The sequence below is a fragment of the Geobacillus sp. Y412MC52 genome (assembly GCF_000174795.2).
In the GTDB taxonomy this organism is placed as follows: domain Bacteria; phylum Bacillota; class Bacilli; order Bacillales; family Anoxybacillaceae; genus Geobacillus; species Geobacillus thermoleovorans.
In genome coordinates, this window is the sequence record NC_014915.1 from 515,003 (window position 1) to 532,812 (window position 17,810).

General features: G+C 52.8%; 13 protein-coding genes, 2 rRNA genes and 1 pseudogene. 13 read left to right on the plus strand and 3 right to left on the minus strand.

All coding sequences use genetic code 11. The features are described from left to right. Positions 1 to 3 precede the first annotated feature (3 nt). Together GYMC52_RS02590 and nikC are read left to right on the plus strand one after the other, a co-directional pair. Entirely contained in the window at positions 4 to 1,008 is a 1,005-nt protein-coding gene (locus GYMC52_RS02590) for an ABC transporter permease (protein WP_013522991.1), read from the plus strand. Positions 1,009 to 1,023: 15 nt separating this feature from the next. Next, complete coding sequence (nikC, locus tag GYMC52_RS02595) at positions 1,024 to 1,923, plus strand: nickel transporter permease (RefSeq protein WP_013522992.1); 900 nt, start codon at positions 1,024 to 1,026, stop codon at positions 1,921 to 1,923. Between the two features lie 13 nt (positions 1,924 to 1,936). Here the strand turns inward: nikC and GYMC52_RS02600 are convergent, their stop codons facing one another. Together GYMC52_RS02600 and GYMC52_RS02605 are read right to left on the minus strand one after the other, a co-directional pair. Continuing rightward, positions 1,937 to 3,016 carry an FUSC family protein gene (locus GYMC52_RS02600; protein WP_013522993.1) on the minus strand — a complete coding sequence of 360 codons (1,080 nt, stop codon included), beginning with the start codon at positions 3,014 to 3,016 and terminating at the stop codon, positions 1,937 to 1,939. Positions 3,017 to 3,144: 128 nt separating this feature from the next. Further along, on the minus strand, positions 3,145 to 4,431 hold the full coding sequence (locus GYMC52_RS02605) for a glutamate-1-semialdehyde 2,1-aminomutase (RefSeq protein WP_013146305.1): 1,287 nt from the start codon (positions 4,429 to 4,431) through the stop codon (positions 3,145 to 3,147). A 157-nt stretch (positions 4,432 to 4,588) separates the two neighbouring features. Here GYMC52_RS02605 and GYMC52_RS19560 point away from each other — a divergent pair, with 157 nt between their 5' ends. The 8 genes from GYMC52_RS19560 to perR all read left to right on the plus strand — a co-directional run bounded on the left by GYMC52_RS19560 (position 4,589) and on the right by perR (position 10,301). Next, entirely contained in the window at positions 4,589 to 4,756 is a 168-nt protein-coding gene (locus GYMC52_RS19560) for a hypothetical protein (protein WP_155467762.1), read from the plus strand. Between the two features lie 69 nt (positions 4,757 to 4,825). Continuing rightward, a complete protein-coding gene (locus GYMC52_RS02610) occupies positions 4,826 to 5,830 on the plus strand; it encodes an ABC transporter ATP-binding protein (RefSeq protein ID WP_013146304.1) in 1,005 nt (334 codons plus the stop codon). Further along, the gene (locus GYMC52_RS02615; RefSeq protein ID WP_013522994.1) at positions 5,823 to 6,614 is read left to right on the plus strand and encodes an ABC transporter permease; all 792 of its coding nucleotides are present in this window, start codon (positions 5,823 to 5,825) and stop codon (positions 6,612 to 6,614) included. Before GYMC52_RS02610 ends, GYMC52_RS02615 begins: the two co-directional genes overlap by 8 nt. Positions 6,615 to 6,617: 3 nt before the next feature. Continuing rightward, positions 6,618 to 7,403, plus strand: a complete 786-nt coding sequence (locus GYMC52_RS02620; protein WP_013522995.1) for an ABC transporter permease — start codon at positions 6,618 to 6,620, stop codon at positions 7,401 to 7,403. Between the two features lie 145 nt (positions 7,404 to 7,548). Beyond that, on the plus strand, positions 7,549 to 8,502 hold the full coding sequence (locus GYMC52_RS02625; protein ID WP_013522996.1) for an L-lactate dehydrogenase: 954 nt from the start codon (positions 7,549 to 7,551) through the stop codon (positions 8,500 to 8,502). 169 nt (positions 8,503 to 8,671) lie between these two features. Continuing rightward, entirely contained in the window at positions 8,672 to 9,076 is a 405-nt protein-coding gene (locus GYMC52_RS02630; protein WP_013522997.1) for a potassium channel family protein, read from the plus strand. Positions 9,077 to 9,142: 66 nt separating this feature from the next. After that, entirely contained in the window at positions 9,143 to 9,619 is a 477-nt protein-coding gene (bcp, locus tag GYMC52_RS02635; protein ID WP_013522998.1) for a thioredoxin-dependent thiol peroxidase, read from the plus strand. A 223-nt stretch (positions 9,620 to 9,842) separates the two neighbouring features. Continuing rightward, positions 9,843 to 10,301, plus strand: a complete 459-nt coding sequence (gene perR, locus GYMC52_RS02640; RefSeq protein WP_020279379.1) for a peroxide-responsive transcriptional repressor PerR — start codon at positions 9,843 to 9,845, stop codon at positions 10,299 to 10,301. A gap of 25 nt (positions 10,302 to 10,326) precedes the next feature. Here perR and GYMC52_RS02645 read toward each other — a convergent pair whose 3' ends face one another. After that, on the minus strand, positions 10,327 to 10,680 hold the full coding sequence (locus GYMC52_RS02645; RefSeq protein ID WP_013522999.1) for a YgzB family protein: 354 nt from the start codon (positions 10,678 to 10,680) through the stop codon (positions 10,327 to 10,329). 374 nt (positions 10,681 to 11,054) lie between these two features. On the opposite strand from GYMC52_RS02645, the pseudogene GYMC52_RS02655 reads away from it, so the two are divergent. The 3 genes and pseudogenes from GYMC52_RS02655 to GYMC52_RS02665 form a co-directional block, all read left to right on the plus strand. Next, positions 11,055 to 11,927 (plus strand): annotated as a pseudogene (locus GYMC52_RS02655) (nucleotidyltransferase-like protein); the annotation flags it as partial. 575 nt (positions 11,928 to 12,502) lie between these two features. After that, positions 12,503 to 14,060: ribosomal RNA gene (locus GYMC52_RS02660) — 16S ribosomal RNA — on the plus strand. Positions 14,061 to 14,823: 763 nt separating this feature from the next. Next, positions 14,824 to 17,752: ribosomal RNA gene (locus GYMC52_RS02665) — 23S ribosomal RNA — on the plus strand. Together the 16S and 23S rRNA genes form the textbook arrangement of a ribosomal RNA operon. Positions 17,753 to 17,810: the final 58 nt, after the last annotated feature.

Consider the following 17,810-nt stretch of genomic DNA (forward strand, 5'->3'; position numbering starts at 1 on the left):
CAGGTGCTGTCGTATGCTGTGAGAAGGGTGCTGATGGTGATCCCGGTGTTGTTTGGCATGTCGCTTGTCGTCTTTTTTATGATCCGAGCCATTCCAGGCAACCCGGCGCAAGTCATTTTAGGGCAAAAAGCGACGAAAGAGGCTGTAGCGGCTTTGACCCATAAGCTGGGGTTGGATGAGCCATGGTATGTGCAGTATGTCAAATACATCGGCGGCTTGCTGCACGGCGACTTAGGCGAGTCGATCCGCACCGGCGCCCCCATCGCCGAAGAAATTTGGCCGTATTTAGCGGCCACGATTGAACTGTCGCTGGCGGCGATGCTGATTGCGGTGATCATTGGCGTGAACGCCGGCATTATTAGCGCTTGGTTTCAAAATTCATGGTTTGATTATATTGCGATGGTGTTGGCATTGATTGGTGTTTCCATGCCGATCTTTTGGCTTGGCTTAATGGAGCAGTGGCTGTTTTCGATTGAACTTGATTGGCTGCCGACGTCCGGTCGCGAGGACGTACGCAACCCTGTTGAGCCGATCACTCATCTTTATCTGATCGATACCCTTCTGTCTGGGAACGCCGATCAGTTTTGGCAAGTGATGCAGCATCTTGTCTTGCCGAGCATGGCGCTGGCGACGATCCCAATGGCGATTATCGCCCGCATGACGCGTTCGAGCATGTTGGAAGTGATGAAATCGGACTACATTCGCACCGCTCGAGCGAAAGGGTTAAGCATGTTTTGGGTCGTGTACAAACATTCGTTGAAAAACGCCATTATTCCCGTGTTGACGGTCATTGGGCTGCAAACAGGGCTGCTGCTTGGCGGTGCGATTTTGACGGAAACCATTTTTAGTTGGCCCGGCATCGGACGCTATATTTATGATGCAATCGGGTATCGGGATTATCCGGTGATCCAATCGGGCATTTTGATCATTGCCACCATTTTTATTTTTATTAATTTGATCGTTGATTTACTTTATGCGATCATTGATCCGCGCATTAAGTACAATTAAGGGGGGAGGGCGCCTATGGCTGAACTAGCGCGCACGCCGGCAACACCGCCGGCGGCGATTAGGGAGACGGAATCGGTTTCTTTATGGAAAGAAGCATGGCGGCGGTTTCGAAAAAATAAAATCGCCTTGGTCGGCGCTGGGATCGTTTTGTTTTTTATCCTTGTCGCCATCTTGGCGCCGTGGCTGGCACCGTATGATTATAAAGACCAACAGTTGGCCGAGCGGTTGCAGCCGCCTTCTAGCGAGCATTGGTTCGGCACCGATGATTTCGGCCGCGACATTTTTTCCCGCGTGATATATGGAGCCCGCATTTCCCTGTGGGTCGGATTTTTTTCCGTGCTCGGCTCGGTCATGGTTGGTTCGCTGCTTGGCATTATCGCCGGCTACTATGGGCGCTGGATTGATGGGGTGATTTCGCGTTTGTTTGACATTATGCTGGCGTTTCCGAGCATTTTATTGGCGATCGGCATCGTCGCTGTGCTCGGGCCGTCTTTGCAAAACGCCCTCATCGCCATTGCGGTCATTAATGTACCGAACTTTGGGCGGCTCATCCGTTCTCGCGTGCTAAGCATTAAGCAAGAAGAATACATTATGGCAGCGAAAGCGATCGGCATGAGCGACTGGCGCATTTTACTCCATCATATTTTGCCCAACAGCCTCGCGCCGATTATCGTTCAAGGGACACTGGCGATCGCCACGGCCATTATCGAAGCGGCCGCACTTGGCTTTTTAGGCTTGGGGGCGCAGCCGCCCAATCCGGAGTGGGGGAAAATGCTATCGGACGCCAAAGATTTCTTGACTCAGGCGCCGTGGACGATGATTTTCCCTGGATTGGCGATCATGCTGACGGTGCTTGGCTTTAACTTAATGGGCGACGGGCTGCGCGATGCGCTTGACCCACGGATGAAAAATTGAAGCAGGCGGTCCGCTACGAGCGGCCGCCTGCTGACTTTTCCAGCTCTTTTTCCAGCGTGTCATCGTAATGGTAATGATGGTAACTGTCAATCAGTTTATCTAAATGTTCAAGGCGATCCCCATAATCCATGATCGCTCCGATTAAAGAAAACAACCGATAATCGCCCGGCGGCTGGCCGTCCGCATAAAAGGCGGAAGTGAGCTGCTCGCGCTGATGATGAATTTCCTCGGCCCGTCTGCTGTGAGGGAGCGGCTTTGCCTTATGGATAAATTTCAGCAACAGTTGCTCATGGTAGTCAAGCAAGCAGCCAAGGTGCAGGCAGACGGCTTGACGAAGCTCGGCGGGCAAGCGGCTGAACTCGTTTTCGAGCCGGTGCAGCCATTTTAAGACAGATAAAGCCCGATCGGCCGCTGCTATCATTTGCCGGTACAACACGAGTTTGCGAGATTTTTGGAAGCGTTGGCGTCGAAAATATGTGCGTTCTTCTTTGTACATAAAATATAGATGCTCGAGTTTGGTCATTTCTTCGTGTCGTGCTTCAATTTCTTCCTTCAAATGGTGATGGTCGGCTGCCTGCTGTTTATGCAGGCGGATCCATTTTAAAATGGCCTCTGTTTCTTCGCTGATTTTTTCATATACCTTTTTTTCGTATTTCGGCGGCAAGAAAATCAAGTTGACGACAAAGGCGGCGAAAATACCGAGCATCATCGTTAAAAAGCGAATGGCCGCAAATTCAATGAACTGGCGGTCTGTATATTCCATAATGGCAATGACTGTGACAAGCGCTACGGAAATCGTCGATGATTCAAGGCGCATTTTCAGGCAAAGGGCGATGACGATCATCAGCGTCAAACCGACGACCAACGGATCGCGCCCAAGAATGAAAACCGCCGCGATCGCGAACAAGGCGCCGATCACATTCGCTTGCACTTGCTCGATCAGCGATAAATAGGAGCGGTAAATGGTCGGCTGCATGGCGAACACAGCGGAAATGCCGGCGAATGACGGCGATGGAAACTGGAAGAGCGTTGCTAAGAACAAGGCGAGCGCCACTGCGATCCCCGTTTTGAAAATGCGGGCACCGAGTTTCATCTATGATCAAAACTCTCCTTTTTGTTTTGGTGAACCATTCAGTACTATACACAGTTTCATCCTATGTGCGCAAGGAAAAAATATAACGCCCCGCCGATGAAGGCGGGGCGTTGAGAAATTTCTGGTGTTCAAAGCTGCCGGAACGCCTTGCCGACCGCGTCGATCGTGTAGGCGATGTCGTCTTCCGTATGGGCGAGGGTGATAAACCATGCTTCGTATTTCGACGGCGCGAGATTGATCCCTTGTTTGAGCATGAGCTTGAAAAATTTCGCAAACAACTCGCCGTCGCTGCGCTGGGCTTGCTTGTAGTTTTCCACTTTTTCGTCAGTGAAGAAGACGGTGAGCGCGCCTTTTAAGCGGTTGACGGTCACCGGCAGGCCGCATTGGCGAGCATGGGCAAGGATGCCTTCTTCCAGCATTGCTCCCAATCGGTCGAGATGCTCATAGACGCCCTCTTGTTTCAACACTTCAAGGCAGGCGATGCCAGCGAGCATCGACGCCGGGTTGCCGGCCATCGTCCCGGCCTGGTACGCTGGTCCGAGCGGAGCGACTTGTTCCATAATGTCTTGGCGTCCACCGTACGCCCCGATCGGCAAGCCTCCGCCGATGATTTTCCCCATCGCCGTCAAGTCGGGCTCCACACCGAGCAAGTTTTGCGCTCCGCCGTACATAAAGCGGAAGGCGGTGATCACTTCGTCGTAAATGACGAGCGCCCCTTCCTTGTGGGCAATCTCATTGATCGCTTCTAAAAAGCCCGGTTTTGGCAGGACGATGCCGAAGTTGCCGACGATCGGCTCGACGAGGACCGCTGCGACTTGCTCGCCCCAAACGTTCATCGCTTCGCGGAACGATTCGACATCGTTGTATGGCACGGTAATGACTTCTTGGGCGATGCTCGGCGGCACGCCGGCTGAGTCCGGCGTCCCCAACGTCGATGGCCCCGAGCCGGCGGCGACGAGCACAAGGTCCGAATGGCCATGGTAGCAGCCTTCGAATTTGACGATTTTGCTTCGTCCGGTGTAGGCGCGGGCGACGCGGATCGTGGTCATCACCGCCTCTGTTCCCGAGTTGACAAACCGCACTTTCTCGAGCGACGGGATCGCCTCTTTTAACATTTTGGCAAACGTGATCTCATGCGGCGTTGGCGTGCCGTACAACACACCGGTCTCGGCGGCGCGGCGGATGGCTTCCGCGATGTGTGGATGGGCGTGCCCGGCGATGATCGGTCCGTAGGCGGCCAAGTAGTCGATGTACTTGTTTCCATCCACATCCCAAAAGTAGGCTCCTTGCGCCCGCTCCATCACGACTGGCGCACCGCCGCCGACCGCTTTGTATGAGCGGGACGGGCTGTTCACTCCACCAACAATGTGCTGGAGCGCTTCTTCATATAATTGTTCTGATTTGGTCCACTGCATTGTTTGATCCTCCTGTTTCCGCTGACTGCCTCTTTATATAGTAAACCGAGAAGACTCAAACTTCAATGCTATAGGTGTAAAGCGGGAGACGGATCGGTTTCTCCCATCATTGACGTGCCGATTCGAAAAAATCCGACAGGAAATCGTTTGTTTCCGTATGGGCGGAACTGACATCCAACTGTTGACGACGGTCGATCGGCGAGTGGGCATTGATTTAGGACAAAAGCATTTTGCTGTTCTTTCCAAATCGGCGGCGGCGCCTAACGCAATGGCGTCAACAGACTGGAAAACAAAAAAGATGAAAATGGCGGCGATTCATGTATAATGCAACATAGGGAGAAGGGCGCAAGCCGCCTTTTTCATTTGACGCCAAGGAGAGGTCAGGAGGAGAACGATGAACGCGATTGAAGTAGAACATTTGCGCAAAGAATTTAAAGTGCACAAAAGCCGCTCCGGCCTTGTCGGAGCGTTTCGCGATTTATGGACGCGCCGTTATACGCTCGTTCGAGCGGTTGATGACATTTCGTTTGCTGTTAAGCAAGGGGAAATCGTCGGCTATATCGGCGAAAACGGCGCCGGCAAATCCACGACGATCAAAATGTTGACCGGCATTTTAACGCCAACGTCTGGGCGCATTGTCGTCAACGGGATGAATCCCCATAAAGAGCGGGAAAAATTCGTGCGCACGATCGGCGTCGTGTTCGGCCAGCGTTCGCAATTATGGTGGGACATCGCTGTTCAAGAGTCGTTCCGGCTGTTGAAAAAAGTGTACTGCGTCTCGGACGAGCAATATCGCCGCCATATGGCCGAGGTGATTGACATGCTTGAGATCGGCCCGCTGCTTGATAAGCCGGTGCGCAAGCTGTCGCTTGGCCAGCGGATGCGCTGTGAGCTTGCCGCCGCGCTCATTCACAACCCGCCGCTATTGTTTTTGGATGAACCGACGATCGGCCTTGATGTGCTTGTCAAACTCAACATCCGCCAGTTTTTAAAGCAATTGAATGAACGGTATGGCACGACGATCCTGCTGACGACGCACGATATGTCAGACATTGAAGCGCTTTGCGAGCGGGTCATTATGCTCGATGAAGGGAAAATCATTTACGACGGGTCGCTTGAGCGCCTGAAAGAAAGATGGGGGCAAGGAAAACGGGTCGCCTTTACGTTCGCCGAAGCGGTGACGGCCGCTTTTTTGCAGCAGTTGACTGAAGGATTGGAGGTTGTTTGGAAAAAAGGTGAACAGCCAAACGTTTGGGTCTCGCACGTCCCATCAGGAGGCGTGCCGGAAGTTGTCAGTCGCGTCGCTGCCCGTTGTGCGTTAAACGACATCCATATTCACGAAGTGCCGACGGAGGAGATCATCCGCAATATTTATGAGGAAGGTGCGGTTCATGGGTAAGTATGTCGAAATGGTCCGCATCCGCTTTTTAATGATGCTCGCCTACCGGACAAACTATTACACTGGCATTTTGATTTACGCCATTAACATCGCAGCGTATTACTTCCTTTGGTCGGCTATTTATGGCGGTAAATCATCGATGCAAGGGATGTCGCTTGGGCAAATGACGACGTATGTCGCCATTTCCTGGCTGGCGCGGGCGTTTTATTTTAACAACCTTGACCGTGAAATCGCCATGGAAATCCGCGATGGAAAAGTAGCGATTGAACTGATCCGCCCGTACAGCTATTTAGGGATGAAAGCTGTGCAAGGGCTTGGCGAAGGGTTGTTTCGCCTTTTCTTTTTATCGCTGCCTGGGCTTTTTTTCGTATCGCTTTTTTTGCCGCTTCAGTTTCCAGGACACGCCAAAACGTGGCTCGCTTTTGGCTTGTCGCTTCTATTCAGCTTTATCATTTTTTCGGAGCTGAACTTGCTTGCGGGGGTTGTGACGTTTTTTACGTTCCGAAATGAAGGGTTGCTTAGGGCGAAACGGTTTATTATCGATCTATTTTCCGGTCTTATTTTGCCTTTGTCGTTTTACCCGGATTGGGCGCAGCAGCTCATGGCGTATATGCCATTTCAAGCCATTAGCTATATTCCAAGCATGATCATTACGGAAAGCTTCCGAGGCGCCGCTGTAAGCGATGGATTGTTCACGCAGGCGGCGTGGTGCGTGCTGTTATTGTTTCCGATCGCGCTGCTATGGCGGGTGGCGAAAAAGCGTCTCGTTGTGCAAGGGGGGTAGACATTGTTTTACGTATCTGTTTTTTTTCAATATATGGCCCAGTACATGAAGACAAAATTGCAATACCGCACTGATTTGCTCATTGAATGGTTGTCCGACTTAATGGCGCAGGCGGTGAACTTAGTGTTCTTGCTTGTCGTGTTCGGCCATACGACGCTGCTTCACGGCTGGTCGCGCGATGAGATTTTGTTTATTTACGGTTTTTTTCTTGTTCCGTATGCCGTATTTGGCGCCTTTTTTAACCTTTGGGATTTTAATGAACGATATATTGTGCAGGGGGAAATGGATCGCGTGTTGACACGCCCGCTAAACAGCCTGTTTCAAATTGTTTTGGAGCGGATGGAGCTCGAATCGTTGCTTGGCGCTGTGCCCGGGCTGATCATTATGCTGTATGCCGGCAGCCGCTTGTCTCTTTCATTTCATTGGTATGATGTCTTCGTGTTTATTTTGTTTGTCATTGGCGGTGCATTGATTTATGCCGGCATTTTCATTTCATTGGCGACGATCAGTTTTTTTGCCGACGCCCGCACATCCATCATGCCCATGATGTACAACATCAGCAGCTATGGCCGCTATCCGATCGATATTTATCATCGCGTCATCCGCTATATTTTAACGTGGGTGCTGCCGTTTGCCTTTGTCGGCGTTTATCCAGCTGCTTATTTTCTTGATAAAAAGGAATGGTACAGTTATGCCTTTTTCACCCCAGTGGTCGGCATGGTTTGCTTCACCGTTTCGGTCATGATTTGGAACGCCGGGGTGAGACGATATCGCGGGACGGGGAGCTAGGCGCCCCGCCCGTTTTTGTTCATTTGCCATCAAAATGACAAACAATGGTCAAGCAATCGACACAATCTTGTCTGTATCGTTAGCATGTTATGGCGTAAAATAAAATGTGAATATATTCACAAAAAGGAAGAAGAGGTGAATAGTGATGAAAAACGGGAGAGGAAATCGGGTAGCGGTCGTCGGCACCGGGTTTGTCGGCGCCAGTTATGCGTTTGCCTTAATGAATCAAGGGATTGCCGATGAGATCGTGCTCATCGATGCGAATGAAAACAAGGCTGAGGGCGATGCGATGGACTTAAACCATGGGAAAGTATTTGCGCCGAAGCCGGCTGACATTTGGCACGGCGATTACGATGATTGCCGCGATGCCGATTTGGTTGTCATTTGCGCCGGCGCCAACCAAAAACCGGGCGAGACGCGGCTTGATCTTGTGGACAAAAACATTGCCATTTTCCGCTCGATCGTTGAGTCGGTCATGGCATCCGGATTTCAAGGACTGTTTCTCGTCGCCACCAATCCGGTCGACATTTTAACGTACGCGACGTGGAAATTCAGCGGCCTGCCGCAAGAGCGAGTAATCGGATCGGGCACGATTTTGGACACGGCGCGGTTCCGCTTTTTGTTGGGCGACTATTTCGCCGTCGCCCCGACGAACGTGCACGCCTATATTATCGGCGAACATGGCGACACTGAACTCCCGGTCTGGAGCCAGGCTGATATCGGCGGCGTGTCGATCTGCAAGCTGGTCGAGTCCAAAGGGGAAGAAGCGCAAAAAGAGCTCGAGCGCATTTTTGTCAATGTGCGCGATGCCGCCTACCAAATTATTGAGAAAAAAGGAGCGACGTACTACGGGATTGCTATGGGGCTTGCCCGCGTGACGCGCGCCATTTTGCATCATGAAAATGCCATTTTGACCGTTTCCGCTTACTTGGACGGCCCATACGGCGAACGCGATGTCTACATCGGTGTGCCTGCTGTGATCAACCGAAATGGCATCCGCGAAGTGATTGAAATTGAACTTGACGAGGAGGAGAAAAAATGGTTCCACCGTAGTGCTGCGACGTTAAAAGGTGTATTGGCGCGCTATTTTGCTCAGTAAAGCGCAACGATTGGCTTCGTCTGACGGGACGCTGGCTTGTCAAATGGGTCGGGCGATCCGGTGGAATACAGGAGTGCTGCCGATTCAAGCAGGGTTCGGAGGGTCATGCGGTATAATCGCCCGGTTGTCCGCGTATATATGAACGACGGACAAAAATGGGGGGAACGTGATGGATTACGCCTTCCTTGGCATTGTTGCCGCCGTACTGCTCGGCAGCATCACCTCGCTTTGGACAGTGCGCGTGCAAGCGACGCATCGCATGTCACTCGATAGCTTATGGGTTCTCGTCCAATGGTATTTAACGATGTTGCTCGGTTTTGCCATGATTTATATGATTTTGCAAGTAAACGGCCATGCCGTGTTTACCCCATCCCCAAATAGCGCATCGAAAGATCGTTTGTCGCTGCTTGAAGACAGCTTGTATTTAAGCGGCATGACGCTTTTGTCGGTCGGATACGGTGATGTCACTCCGATCGGCGTCGGGCGGTGGATCGCCATTGCCGAAGCGCTGCTCGGCTACATTATGCCCGCTGTCATCGTGACGCGCACCGTGTTTGACTGGGATCATCGCTGATATGAGTTGCAATTTCCCTTCGTCTTCGCTACGCTAAAAGAAAATGAAGAAGACGGGGGGAACGACATGACGATTGCCATTGGCCAGCCAGCTCCAGATTTCACCTTGCCGGCAAGCAATGGGAAAATGGTTTCGCTGTCTGATTTTCGCGGCCGGTATGTGGTGCTTTACTTTTATCCAAAAGACATGACCCCGGGGTGCACAGCCGAAGCGTGCGACTTTCGCGATCGCCATGCGCAGTTCGCCAAGTTGAACGCCGTCATTTTAGGAGTGAGCACCGACCCGATGAAGCGGCATGAGGCGTTTATCGAAAAATATGAGTTGCCATTTTTGCTTCTTTCTGATGAGCGGCATGAAGTAGCCGAGCTGTATGGGGTATGGAAGAAAAAGAAAAATTTCGGCAAGGAATATATGGGCATTGATCGCTCGACATTCATTATCGCCCCCGACGGAACGTTGGTTCAAGAATGGCGCGGGGTGAAAGTGAAGGGGCATGTCGATGAGGCGCTTGCGGAAGTCGCCCGACTAGCGTCATCTAGGTAAGCGTCCAGACAATGTACATCGTTTTGCGTATGATACATAGTAACCTCCTCAAATGAATGACATAAGAGGCGGAAACAATTTCCGCCTCCTTTTTTGTTAAAAGGGCGTCTGAGCCCATATATTAATGGCATCTATATTGACAAATGGCATGTATTCTTTGTAGACTAATTATAAATATTATAAAGTGATAATTTTTTTCACCTTTGAACAGAGAGTGAGGTGCATGACGGTGTCTGACAACGAGCAACTGAAGGAAGCGCTTGACATGCTGAAAAAGACTGGCATACGCATCACGCCGCAGCGTCATGCGATATTGGAGTATTTGATCAGCTCGATGTCCCATCCGACGGCTGATGAAATATACAAAGCGCTGGAAGGGAAATTCCCAAACATGAGTGTCGCTACCGTCTACAATAACTTGCGCGTCTTTAAGGAAATCGGGCTTGTCAAAGAGCTGACGTACGGCGATTCGTCAAGCCGGTTTGACTTCGTCACTTCCAATCATTATCACGTCATCTGTGAAGAGTGCGGCAAAATTGTCGATTTCCACTATCCAGCGCTTGATGAAGTCGAGCAGCTTGCCGCTCACGTCACCGGCTTTAAGGTCGACCATCATCGCATGGAAGTGTACGGAGTCTGCCCTGACTGTCAAAAAAGCGGGGCGCCGGCGCATTCGCATTAAAAAAGCTGATAGCACAAGGCGGCTATCAGCTTTTTCTTTTTTTGTTGTACTTTTCGTCAAACTCTTTTCCTTCCAGTTCGCGGTCTAACGTCAACGGTTCACGGCAAAACATACATAAATCGACGCGTCCGAGCATTTTTGTCACTTTGCCGCACGACGGGCAAACAACTTGGACGGCTCTCGTCGAGAGTGTGCCGATCCAAAAATATACAATGCCACTGGCAATAAGAAATAACATCCCAAATACCATAAACAACGTCATGATGATTGGGGATGTGCGGAAAAACAGCCCGAGATACATGACAATGACACCGATAAAAATCAAACTCAAAGCGAACGTGCGAATCTTGTTGATTTTGCTCGAATATTTAATGCTCATCACAGTCCCTCCTACATAGACCACTATATCATAAAACGGGGTCCCATCGCGAAGAAGAAATCAACAAAATCGACGTTTTAAAGAAAGGAATTCCTCGTTTTTTGTCGAATAACGAATGACGGCAACAAACGACAGCTTCATGGATGCAAGCATTCTGGTCTTTCTGAAATGAAACAGGCGTTGACAGCATTGTTTGAACATTTGCACAAACGCAATGTGATGATTGATGACGGTGGAAGGGAGGAAAAAACGTTGCAGAAAAAACAGCCGGCTCAAAATGGGAACGTATGGTTGTCTGTCAATCGATATGTTGGGATATCTGAGGGATTTGTCCGCCGGATATCGCGGCCGGCTTTCTGCAACGGACGCGAGGTATGAAAGAATTGCTGCATCCCATCTGTCACGAATGGGCAAACCGCTGCAACACGCACGGAATTTTAATGATTGAAAAAACGGCTTGCCATGCAGCAACAACGGATACGTTTGATGTCGTGCTGCTCGTCATTGTCGACCCGCAAAGCGAGCCTATGCTTCTCAGACAGTATTCACTAAACGAGAAAAAGGCGGTGCTTTATGCAGTCAGTGAACGGCAGTTAAATGAATGGCTTGTTCTCGGGTCACATAGAAAGGCGGTCGACTGGGTGTTCAACGGAAAGGTCGTGTTTGACCGAAATGGCTATGTTCAGCAGTTGCGCCAGCGCCTTGAGCAATTCCCGCCTAAAGAACGGCGATTGAAAATGGGACTCGAGTTTGCCAAACTGATCCGCCGCTATACAGATGGCAAGGCGCTGTTTGCCGCCAAGCATTGGCTCGACTCATACAACCATATGGTGCAAGCCCTCCATCATTTGGCGCGATTGACCGTGATCGAGCACGGACTTTACCCGGAAGTGACCGTATGGAATCAAGTCAAGCGAATGGATGGAAGGATTTATAAACTGTATGAAGAACTCGTCGGAAGTGAAGAACCGCTTCCGAAACGGCTGGAACTTTTGTTGCTGGCCAGTGAATTTTTGATTCATTCTTACGTAGAATCAGGTTCCTCTCATTTATGCAAAGCGCTGAAAGAAAAAAATGGTGCTTGGAGCATTGAGGAAATGACCGGTCATCCGCAGTTTGCGCCTTACTCGGTTGATCTTGTCATCATGCTTGAGTATCTTGTCGAAAGGAAAGTGCTAACCGTCGTGGAAATGCCGACAAAAGGAAATACAATGTTCGAACGGTATTATGCGTTGCAAAAAAAAAAAAAGAATTTTGACGGTCCCCTTCCGCTGATCCTAAAAAGTGGAAGGGAGCCGGTGAGAGGATGGATGCTATTAGGAATTTCATTGTGTTTATACAAATGTCAGTTGCCAAGATCATTGAAGGAAGGAGGCAACCCGGCCGAAAAAAGCTCTTGACTTCCTTGTCGAACGATGATATATTTTAAATCGCTGCCGCGGCGGGAAAATGTTGTGGAGCTGTATGAATAAAAGGCTGTTGACAACGAACAATAAAAATGCTATGATGTAAGGGCCGCTTTAGGAAGCGGAAAACACATTTGCGTTTGAGGGAGTCCAGAGGAATTGGATTCCTCGACGCAAGACTGCAACGAAGCAAGTTCAAGAAGAGGTCTCGTTCCTTGAAAACTGAACGAAACGAAGCGCAACGAAAAGCGGAGGTCCGCGGGTCGCTGCGATGGGCAAATGTTCTTCGCCCGTAGGGGTGCTTGCACCCCCCCCCCGAGGGGGAAGGTTATTTGACCCCAAGCGGCGGCGGACCGAAGCTAGACAATTCGAAAAGCTGAGGCCGCATTGGCTGAAGCAAAAAGCCAATCAACTTTCTTTTGGAGAGTTTGATCCTGGCTCAGGACGAACGCTGGCGGCGTGCCTAATACATGCAAGTCGAGCGGACCGGATCGGAGCTTGCTCTGATTTGGTCAGCGGCGGACGGGTGAGTAACACGTGGGCAACCTGCCCGCAAGACCGGGATAACTCCGGGAAACCGGAGCTAATACCGGATAACACCGAAGACCGCATGGTCTTTGGTTGAAAGGCGGCCTTTGGCTGTCACTTGCGGATGGGCCCGCGGCGCATTAGCTAGTTGGTGAGGTAACGGCTCACCAAGGCGACGATGCGTAGCCGGCCTGAGAGGGTGACCGGCCACACTGGGACTGAGACACGGCCCAGACTCCTACGGGAGGCAGCAGTAGGGAATCTTCCGCAATGGGCGAAAGCCTGACGGAGCGACGCCGCGTGAGCGAAGAAGGCCTTCGGGTCGTAAAGCTCTGTTGTGAGGGACGAAGGAGCGCCGTTCGAAGAGGGCGGTGCGGTGACGGTACCTCACGAGGAAGCCCCGGCTAACTACGTGCCAGCAGCCGCGGTAATACGTAGGGGGCGAGCGTTGTCCGGAATTATTGGGCGTAAAGCGCGCGCAGGCGGTCCCTTAAGTCTGATGTGAAAGCCCACGGCTCAACCGTGGAGGGTCATTGGAAACTGGGGGACTTGAGTGCAGGAGAGGAGAGCGGAATTCCACGTGTAGCGGTGAAATGCGTAGAGATGTGGAGGAACACCAGTGGCGAAGGCGGCTCTCTGGCCTGCAACTGACGCTGAGGCGCGAAAGCGTGGGGAGCAAACAGGATTAGATACCCTGGTAGTCCACGCCGTAAACGATGAGTGCTAAGTGTTAGAGGGGTCACACCCTTTAGTGCTGCAGCTAACGCGATAAGCACTCCGCCTGGGGAGTACGGCCGCAAGGCTGAAACTCAAAGGAATTGACGGGGGCCCGCACAAGCGGTGGAGCATGTGGTTTAATTCGAAGCAACGCGAAGAACCTTACCAGGTCTTGACATCCCCTGACAACCCAAGAGATTGGGCGTTCCCCCTTCGGGGGGACAGGGTGACAGGTGGTGCATGGTTGTCGTCAGCTCGTGTCGTGAGATGTTGGGTTAAGTCCCGCAACGAGCGCAACCCTCGCCTCTAGTTGCCAGCATTCAGTTGGGCACTCTAGAGGGACTGCCGGCGACAAGTCGGAGGAAGGTGGGGATGACGTCAAATCATCATGCCCCTTATGACCTGGGCTACACACGTGCTACAATGGGCGGTACAAAGGGCTGCGAACCCGCGAGGGGGAGCGAATCCCAAAAAGCCGCTCTCAGTTCGGATTGTAGGCTGCAACTCGCCTGCATGAAGCCGGAATCGCTAGTAATCGCGGATCAGCATGCCGCGGTGAATACGTTCCCGGGCCTTGTACACACCGCCCGTCACACCACGAGAGCTTGCAACACCCGAAGTCGGTGAGGCAACCCGCAAGGGAGCCAGCCGCCGAAGGTGGGGCAAGTGATTGGGGTGAAGTCGTAACAAGGTAGCCGTACCGGAAGGTGCGGCTGGATCACCTCCTTTCTAAGGACGAAAAGCGGAGGCCGCCCGCTTATCGGCGAGGTGCGCTGGAGGGCCTGCGAGCGGGCTTAGCCCGCCGCAGCAGGACCGAAGCGTCGCGAGCCGATGGCGGCCGGAGCTAGACAATCCGAAAAGCGGAGGCCGTAATGGCCAACCTACCAATCCATCGCGCTTCTGTTTCGTTCAGTTTTGAAGGAATGAGCAATTCCTTCAGTTGCTTTGCGTCTGCGTCTACAAGTGAATTCAGAGAAGCTGGATTTCTCGACGCAAAGCTGCAAGGAAGCTGTTTCAACGTAGTTGCTTTGCATCTGTGCCTGCGTCTGCTAGCAGGTTCAGGGAAGCAAGATTCCTCGGCACAAGACTGCAGAGAAGTGAATTCAAGAAGCAGTCTCGTTTGCGTCTGCGTCTACAAGCGGATTCGGAGAAGCCGAATTCCTCGACGCAAACCAGCGAAGAAGCGAATTCAAAGGAGCTACTTCGTTCCTTGAAAACTAGATAACCGGAAAAGCGGAGGCGAGCGTTTCGCCGCGATGGGCAAATGTTCTTCGCCTGGAGGGATTTACAATCCCGAAGGCGAAGGTTATTTGACCCCGAGCGGCGGCGAGCCGAAGCTAGACAATTAGAAAAGCGGAGGCGCCGCGATCGGCTCTCGAAGCCAAATGTTCTTCACCCGGAGGGGTGCTGGCACCCCGAGGGGGAAGGTTATTTGGCAGAAGAGAGCCAGGCGCCGACGCTAGACAGTAAGGAAGAAGCCGAGAGCGCAATAGGTTAAGCTGGAAAGGGCGCACGGTGGATGCCTTGGCACTAGGAGCCGATGAAGGACGGGGCAAACGCCGAAACGCTTCGGGGAGCTGTAAGCAAGCGTTGATCCGGAGATGTCCGAATGGGGGAACCCACTGTCCGTAATGGGGCAGTATCCATGCCTGAATCCATAGGGCATGGAGGGCACACCCGGGGAACTGAAACATCTTAGTACCCGGAGGAGAAGAAAGCAACCGCGATTCCCTGAGTAGCGGCGAGCGAAACGGGAACAGCCCAAACCAAGAGGCATGTCCTCTTGGGGTTGTAGGACCGCTCACGATGGGAGTGAGAAAGGGACGGGGTAGACGAACCGGTCTGGAACGGCCGGCCAGAGAAGGTGAGAGCCCTGTAGTCGAAACTTCGTTCCCTCCCGAGCGGATCCTGAGTACGGCGGGACACGAGGAATCCCGTCGGAAGCAGGGAGGACCATCTCCCAAGGCTAAATACTCCCTAGTGACCGATAGTGCACCAGTACCGTGAGGGAAAGGTGAAAAGCACCCCGGGAGGGGAGTGAAAGAGAACCTGAAACCGTGTGCCTACAAGTAGTCAGAGCCCGTTGATGGGTGATGGCGTGCCTTTTGTAGAATGAACCGGCGAGTGACGATGGCGTGCGAGGTTAAGCCGAAGAGGCGGAGCCGCAGCGAAAGCGAGTCTGAACAGGGCGTCAAGTACGTCGTCGTCGACCCGAAACCAGGTGATCTACCCATGTCCAGGGTGAAGGCCGGGTAACACCGGCTGGAGGCCCGAACCCACGCACGTTGAAAAGTGCGGGGATGAGGTGTGGGTAGGGGTGAAATGCCAATCGAACTTGGAGATAGCTGGTTCTCCCCGAAATAGCTTTAGGGCTAGCCTCGGGTTTAGGAGTCTTGGAGGTAGAGCACTGATTGGGCTAGGGGCCCAAAACGGGTTACCGAACCCAGTCAAACTCCGAATGCCAATGACTTATGCCCGGGAGTCAGACCGCGAGTGATAAGATCCGTGGTCGAGAGGGGAACAGCCCAGACCGCCAGCTAAGGCCCCGAAGTGCACGTTCAGTGGAAAAGGATGTGGAGTTGCCGAGACAACCAGGATGTTGGCTTAGAAGCAGCCACCATTTAAAGAGTGCGTAATAGCTCACTGGTCGAGTGACTCTGCGCCGAAAATGTACCGGGGCTAAACGTGCCGCCGAAGCTGCGGGATGACCGTTGGTCATCGGTAGGGGAGCGTTCTAAGGGCAGAGAAGCCAGACCGGAAGGACTGGTGGAGCGCTTAGAAGTGAGAATGCCGGTATGAGTAGCGAAAACAGAGGTGAGAATCCTCTGCGCCGAAAGCCTAAGGGTTCCTGAGGAAGGTTCGTCCGCTCAGGGTTAGTCGGGACCTAAGCCGAGGCCGAAAGGCGTAGGTGATGGACAACAGGTTGAGATTCCTGTACCACCTTCTTCCCGTTTGAGCGATGGGGGGACGCAGGAGGATAGGGCGAGCAGGCGGCTGGAAGAGCCTGTCCAAGCCGTGAGGCTGATCCGCAGGCAAATCCGCGGATCATAAGGCCAAGCGGTGACGGCGACGGATGGATCCGGAAGTCCCCGATTTCACACTGCCAAGAAAAGCCTCTAGCGAGGGAAGAGGTGCCCGTACCGCAAACCGACACAGGTAGGCGAGGAGAGAATCCTAAGGCGCGCGGGAGAACTCTCGTTAAGGAACTCGGCAAAATGACCCCGTAACTTCGGGAGAAGGGGTGCTCTTTGGGGTGAAGAGCCCTGAAGAGCCGCAGTGAAAAGGCCCAAGCGACTGTTTATCAAAAACACAGGTCTCTGCGAAGCCGAAAGGCGACGTATAGGGGCTGACACCTGCCCGGTGCTGGAAGGTTAAGGGGAGCGCTTAGCGGAAGCGAAGGTGCGAACCGAAGCCCCAGTAAACGGCGGCCGTAACTATAACGGTCCTAAGGTAGCGAAATTCCTTGTCGGGTAAGTTCCGACCCGCACGAAAGGTGTAACGACTTGGGCGCTGTCTCAACGAGAGACCCGGTGAAATTATACTACCTGTGAAGATGCAGGTTACCCGCGACAGGACGGAAAGACCCCGTGGAGCTTTACTGTAGCCTGATATGGAATTTTGGTATCGCTTGTACAGGATAGGTGGGAGCCTGGGAAGCCGGAGCGCCAGCTTCGGTGGAGGCGACGGTGGGATACCACCCTGGCGGTATTGAAATTCTAACCCGCACCCCTTAACGGGGTGGGAGACAGTGTCAGGTGGGCAGTTTGACTGGGGCGGTCGCCTCCCAAAAGGTAACGGAGGCGCCCAAAGGTTCCCTCAGAATGGTTGGAAATCATTCGGAGAGTGCAAAGGCACAAGGGAGCTTGACTGCGAGACGGACAGGTCGAGCAGGGACGAAAGTCGGGCTTAGTGATCCGGTGGTTCCGCATGGAAGGGCCATCGCTCAACGGATAAAAGCTACCCCGGGGATAACAGGCTGATCTCCCCCAAGAGTCCACATCGACGGGGAGGTTTGGCACCTCGATGTCGGCTCATCGCATCCTGGGGCTGTAGTCGGTCCCAAGGGTTGGGCTGTTCGCCCATTAAAGCGGTACGCGAGCTGGGTTCAGAACGTCGTGAGACAGTTCGGTCCCTATCCGTCGCGGGCGGAGGAAATTTGAGAGGAGCTGTCCTTAGTACGAGAGGACCGGGATGGACGCACCGCTGGTGTACCAGTTGTCCCGCCAGGGGCACCGCTGGGTAGCTATGTGCGGACGGGATAAGCGCTGAAAGCATCTAAGCGTGAAGCCCCCCTCAAGATGAGATTTCCCACCGCGTGAAGCGGGTAAGATCCCTCGAAGATGACGAGGTCGATAGGTCCGAGGTGGAAGCGTGGCGACACGTGGAGCTGACGGATACTAATCGATCGAGGGCTTAACCAAGAAAAGCGCAGGCGAGCGGGTCGCCGCGACGGGCAAATGTTCTTCGCCTGCAGGGATG

Coding starts and splice junctions, on each gene's coding strand:
- GYMC52_RS02615 (WP_013522994.1), top strand. CDS start 5,823: ATGGGTAAGTATGTCGAAATGGTCCGCATCCGCTTTTTAATGATGCTC.
- perR (WP_020279379.1), top strand. CDS start 9,843: ATGACGGTGTCTGACAACGAGCAACTGAAGGAAGCGCTTGACATGCTG.
- GYMC52_RS02610 (WP_013146304.1), top strand. CDS start 4,826: ATGAACGCGATTGAAGTAGAACATTTGCGCAAAGAATTTAAAGTGCAC.
- bcp (WP_013522998.1), top strand. CDS start 9,143: ATGACGATTGCCATTGGCCAGCCAGCTCCAGATTTCACCTTGCCGGCA.
- GYMC52_RS02600 (WP_013522993.1), bottom strand. CDS start 3,016: ATGAAACTCGGTGCCCGCATTTTCAAAACGGGGATCGCAGTGGCGCTC.
- GYMC52_RS02625 (WP_013522996.1), top strand. CDS start 7,549: ATGAAAAACGGGAGAGGAAATCGGGTAGCGGTCGTCGGCACCGGGTTT.
- GYMC52_RS02605 (WP_013146305.1), bottom strand. CDS start 4,431: ATGCAGTGGACCAAATCAGAACAATTATATGAAGAAGCGCTCCAGCAC.
- GYMC52_RS02645 (WP_013522999.1), bottom strand. CDS start 10,680: ATGAGCATTAAATATTCGAGCAAAATCAACAAGATTCGCACGTTCGCT.
- GYMC52_RS19560 (WP_155467762.1), top strand. CDS start 4,589: ATGGGCGGAACTGACATCCAACTGTTGACGACGGTCGATCGGCGAGTG.
- nikC (WP_013522992.1), top strand. CDS start 1,024: ATGGCTGAACTAGCGCGCACGCCGGCAACACCGCCGGCGGCGATTAGG.
- GYMC52_RS02630 (WP_013522997.1), top strand. CDS start 8,672: ATGGATTACGCCTTCCTTGGCATTGTTGCCGCCGTACTGCTCGGCAGC.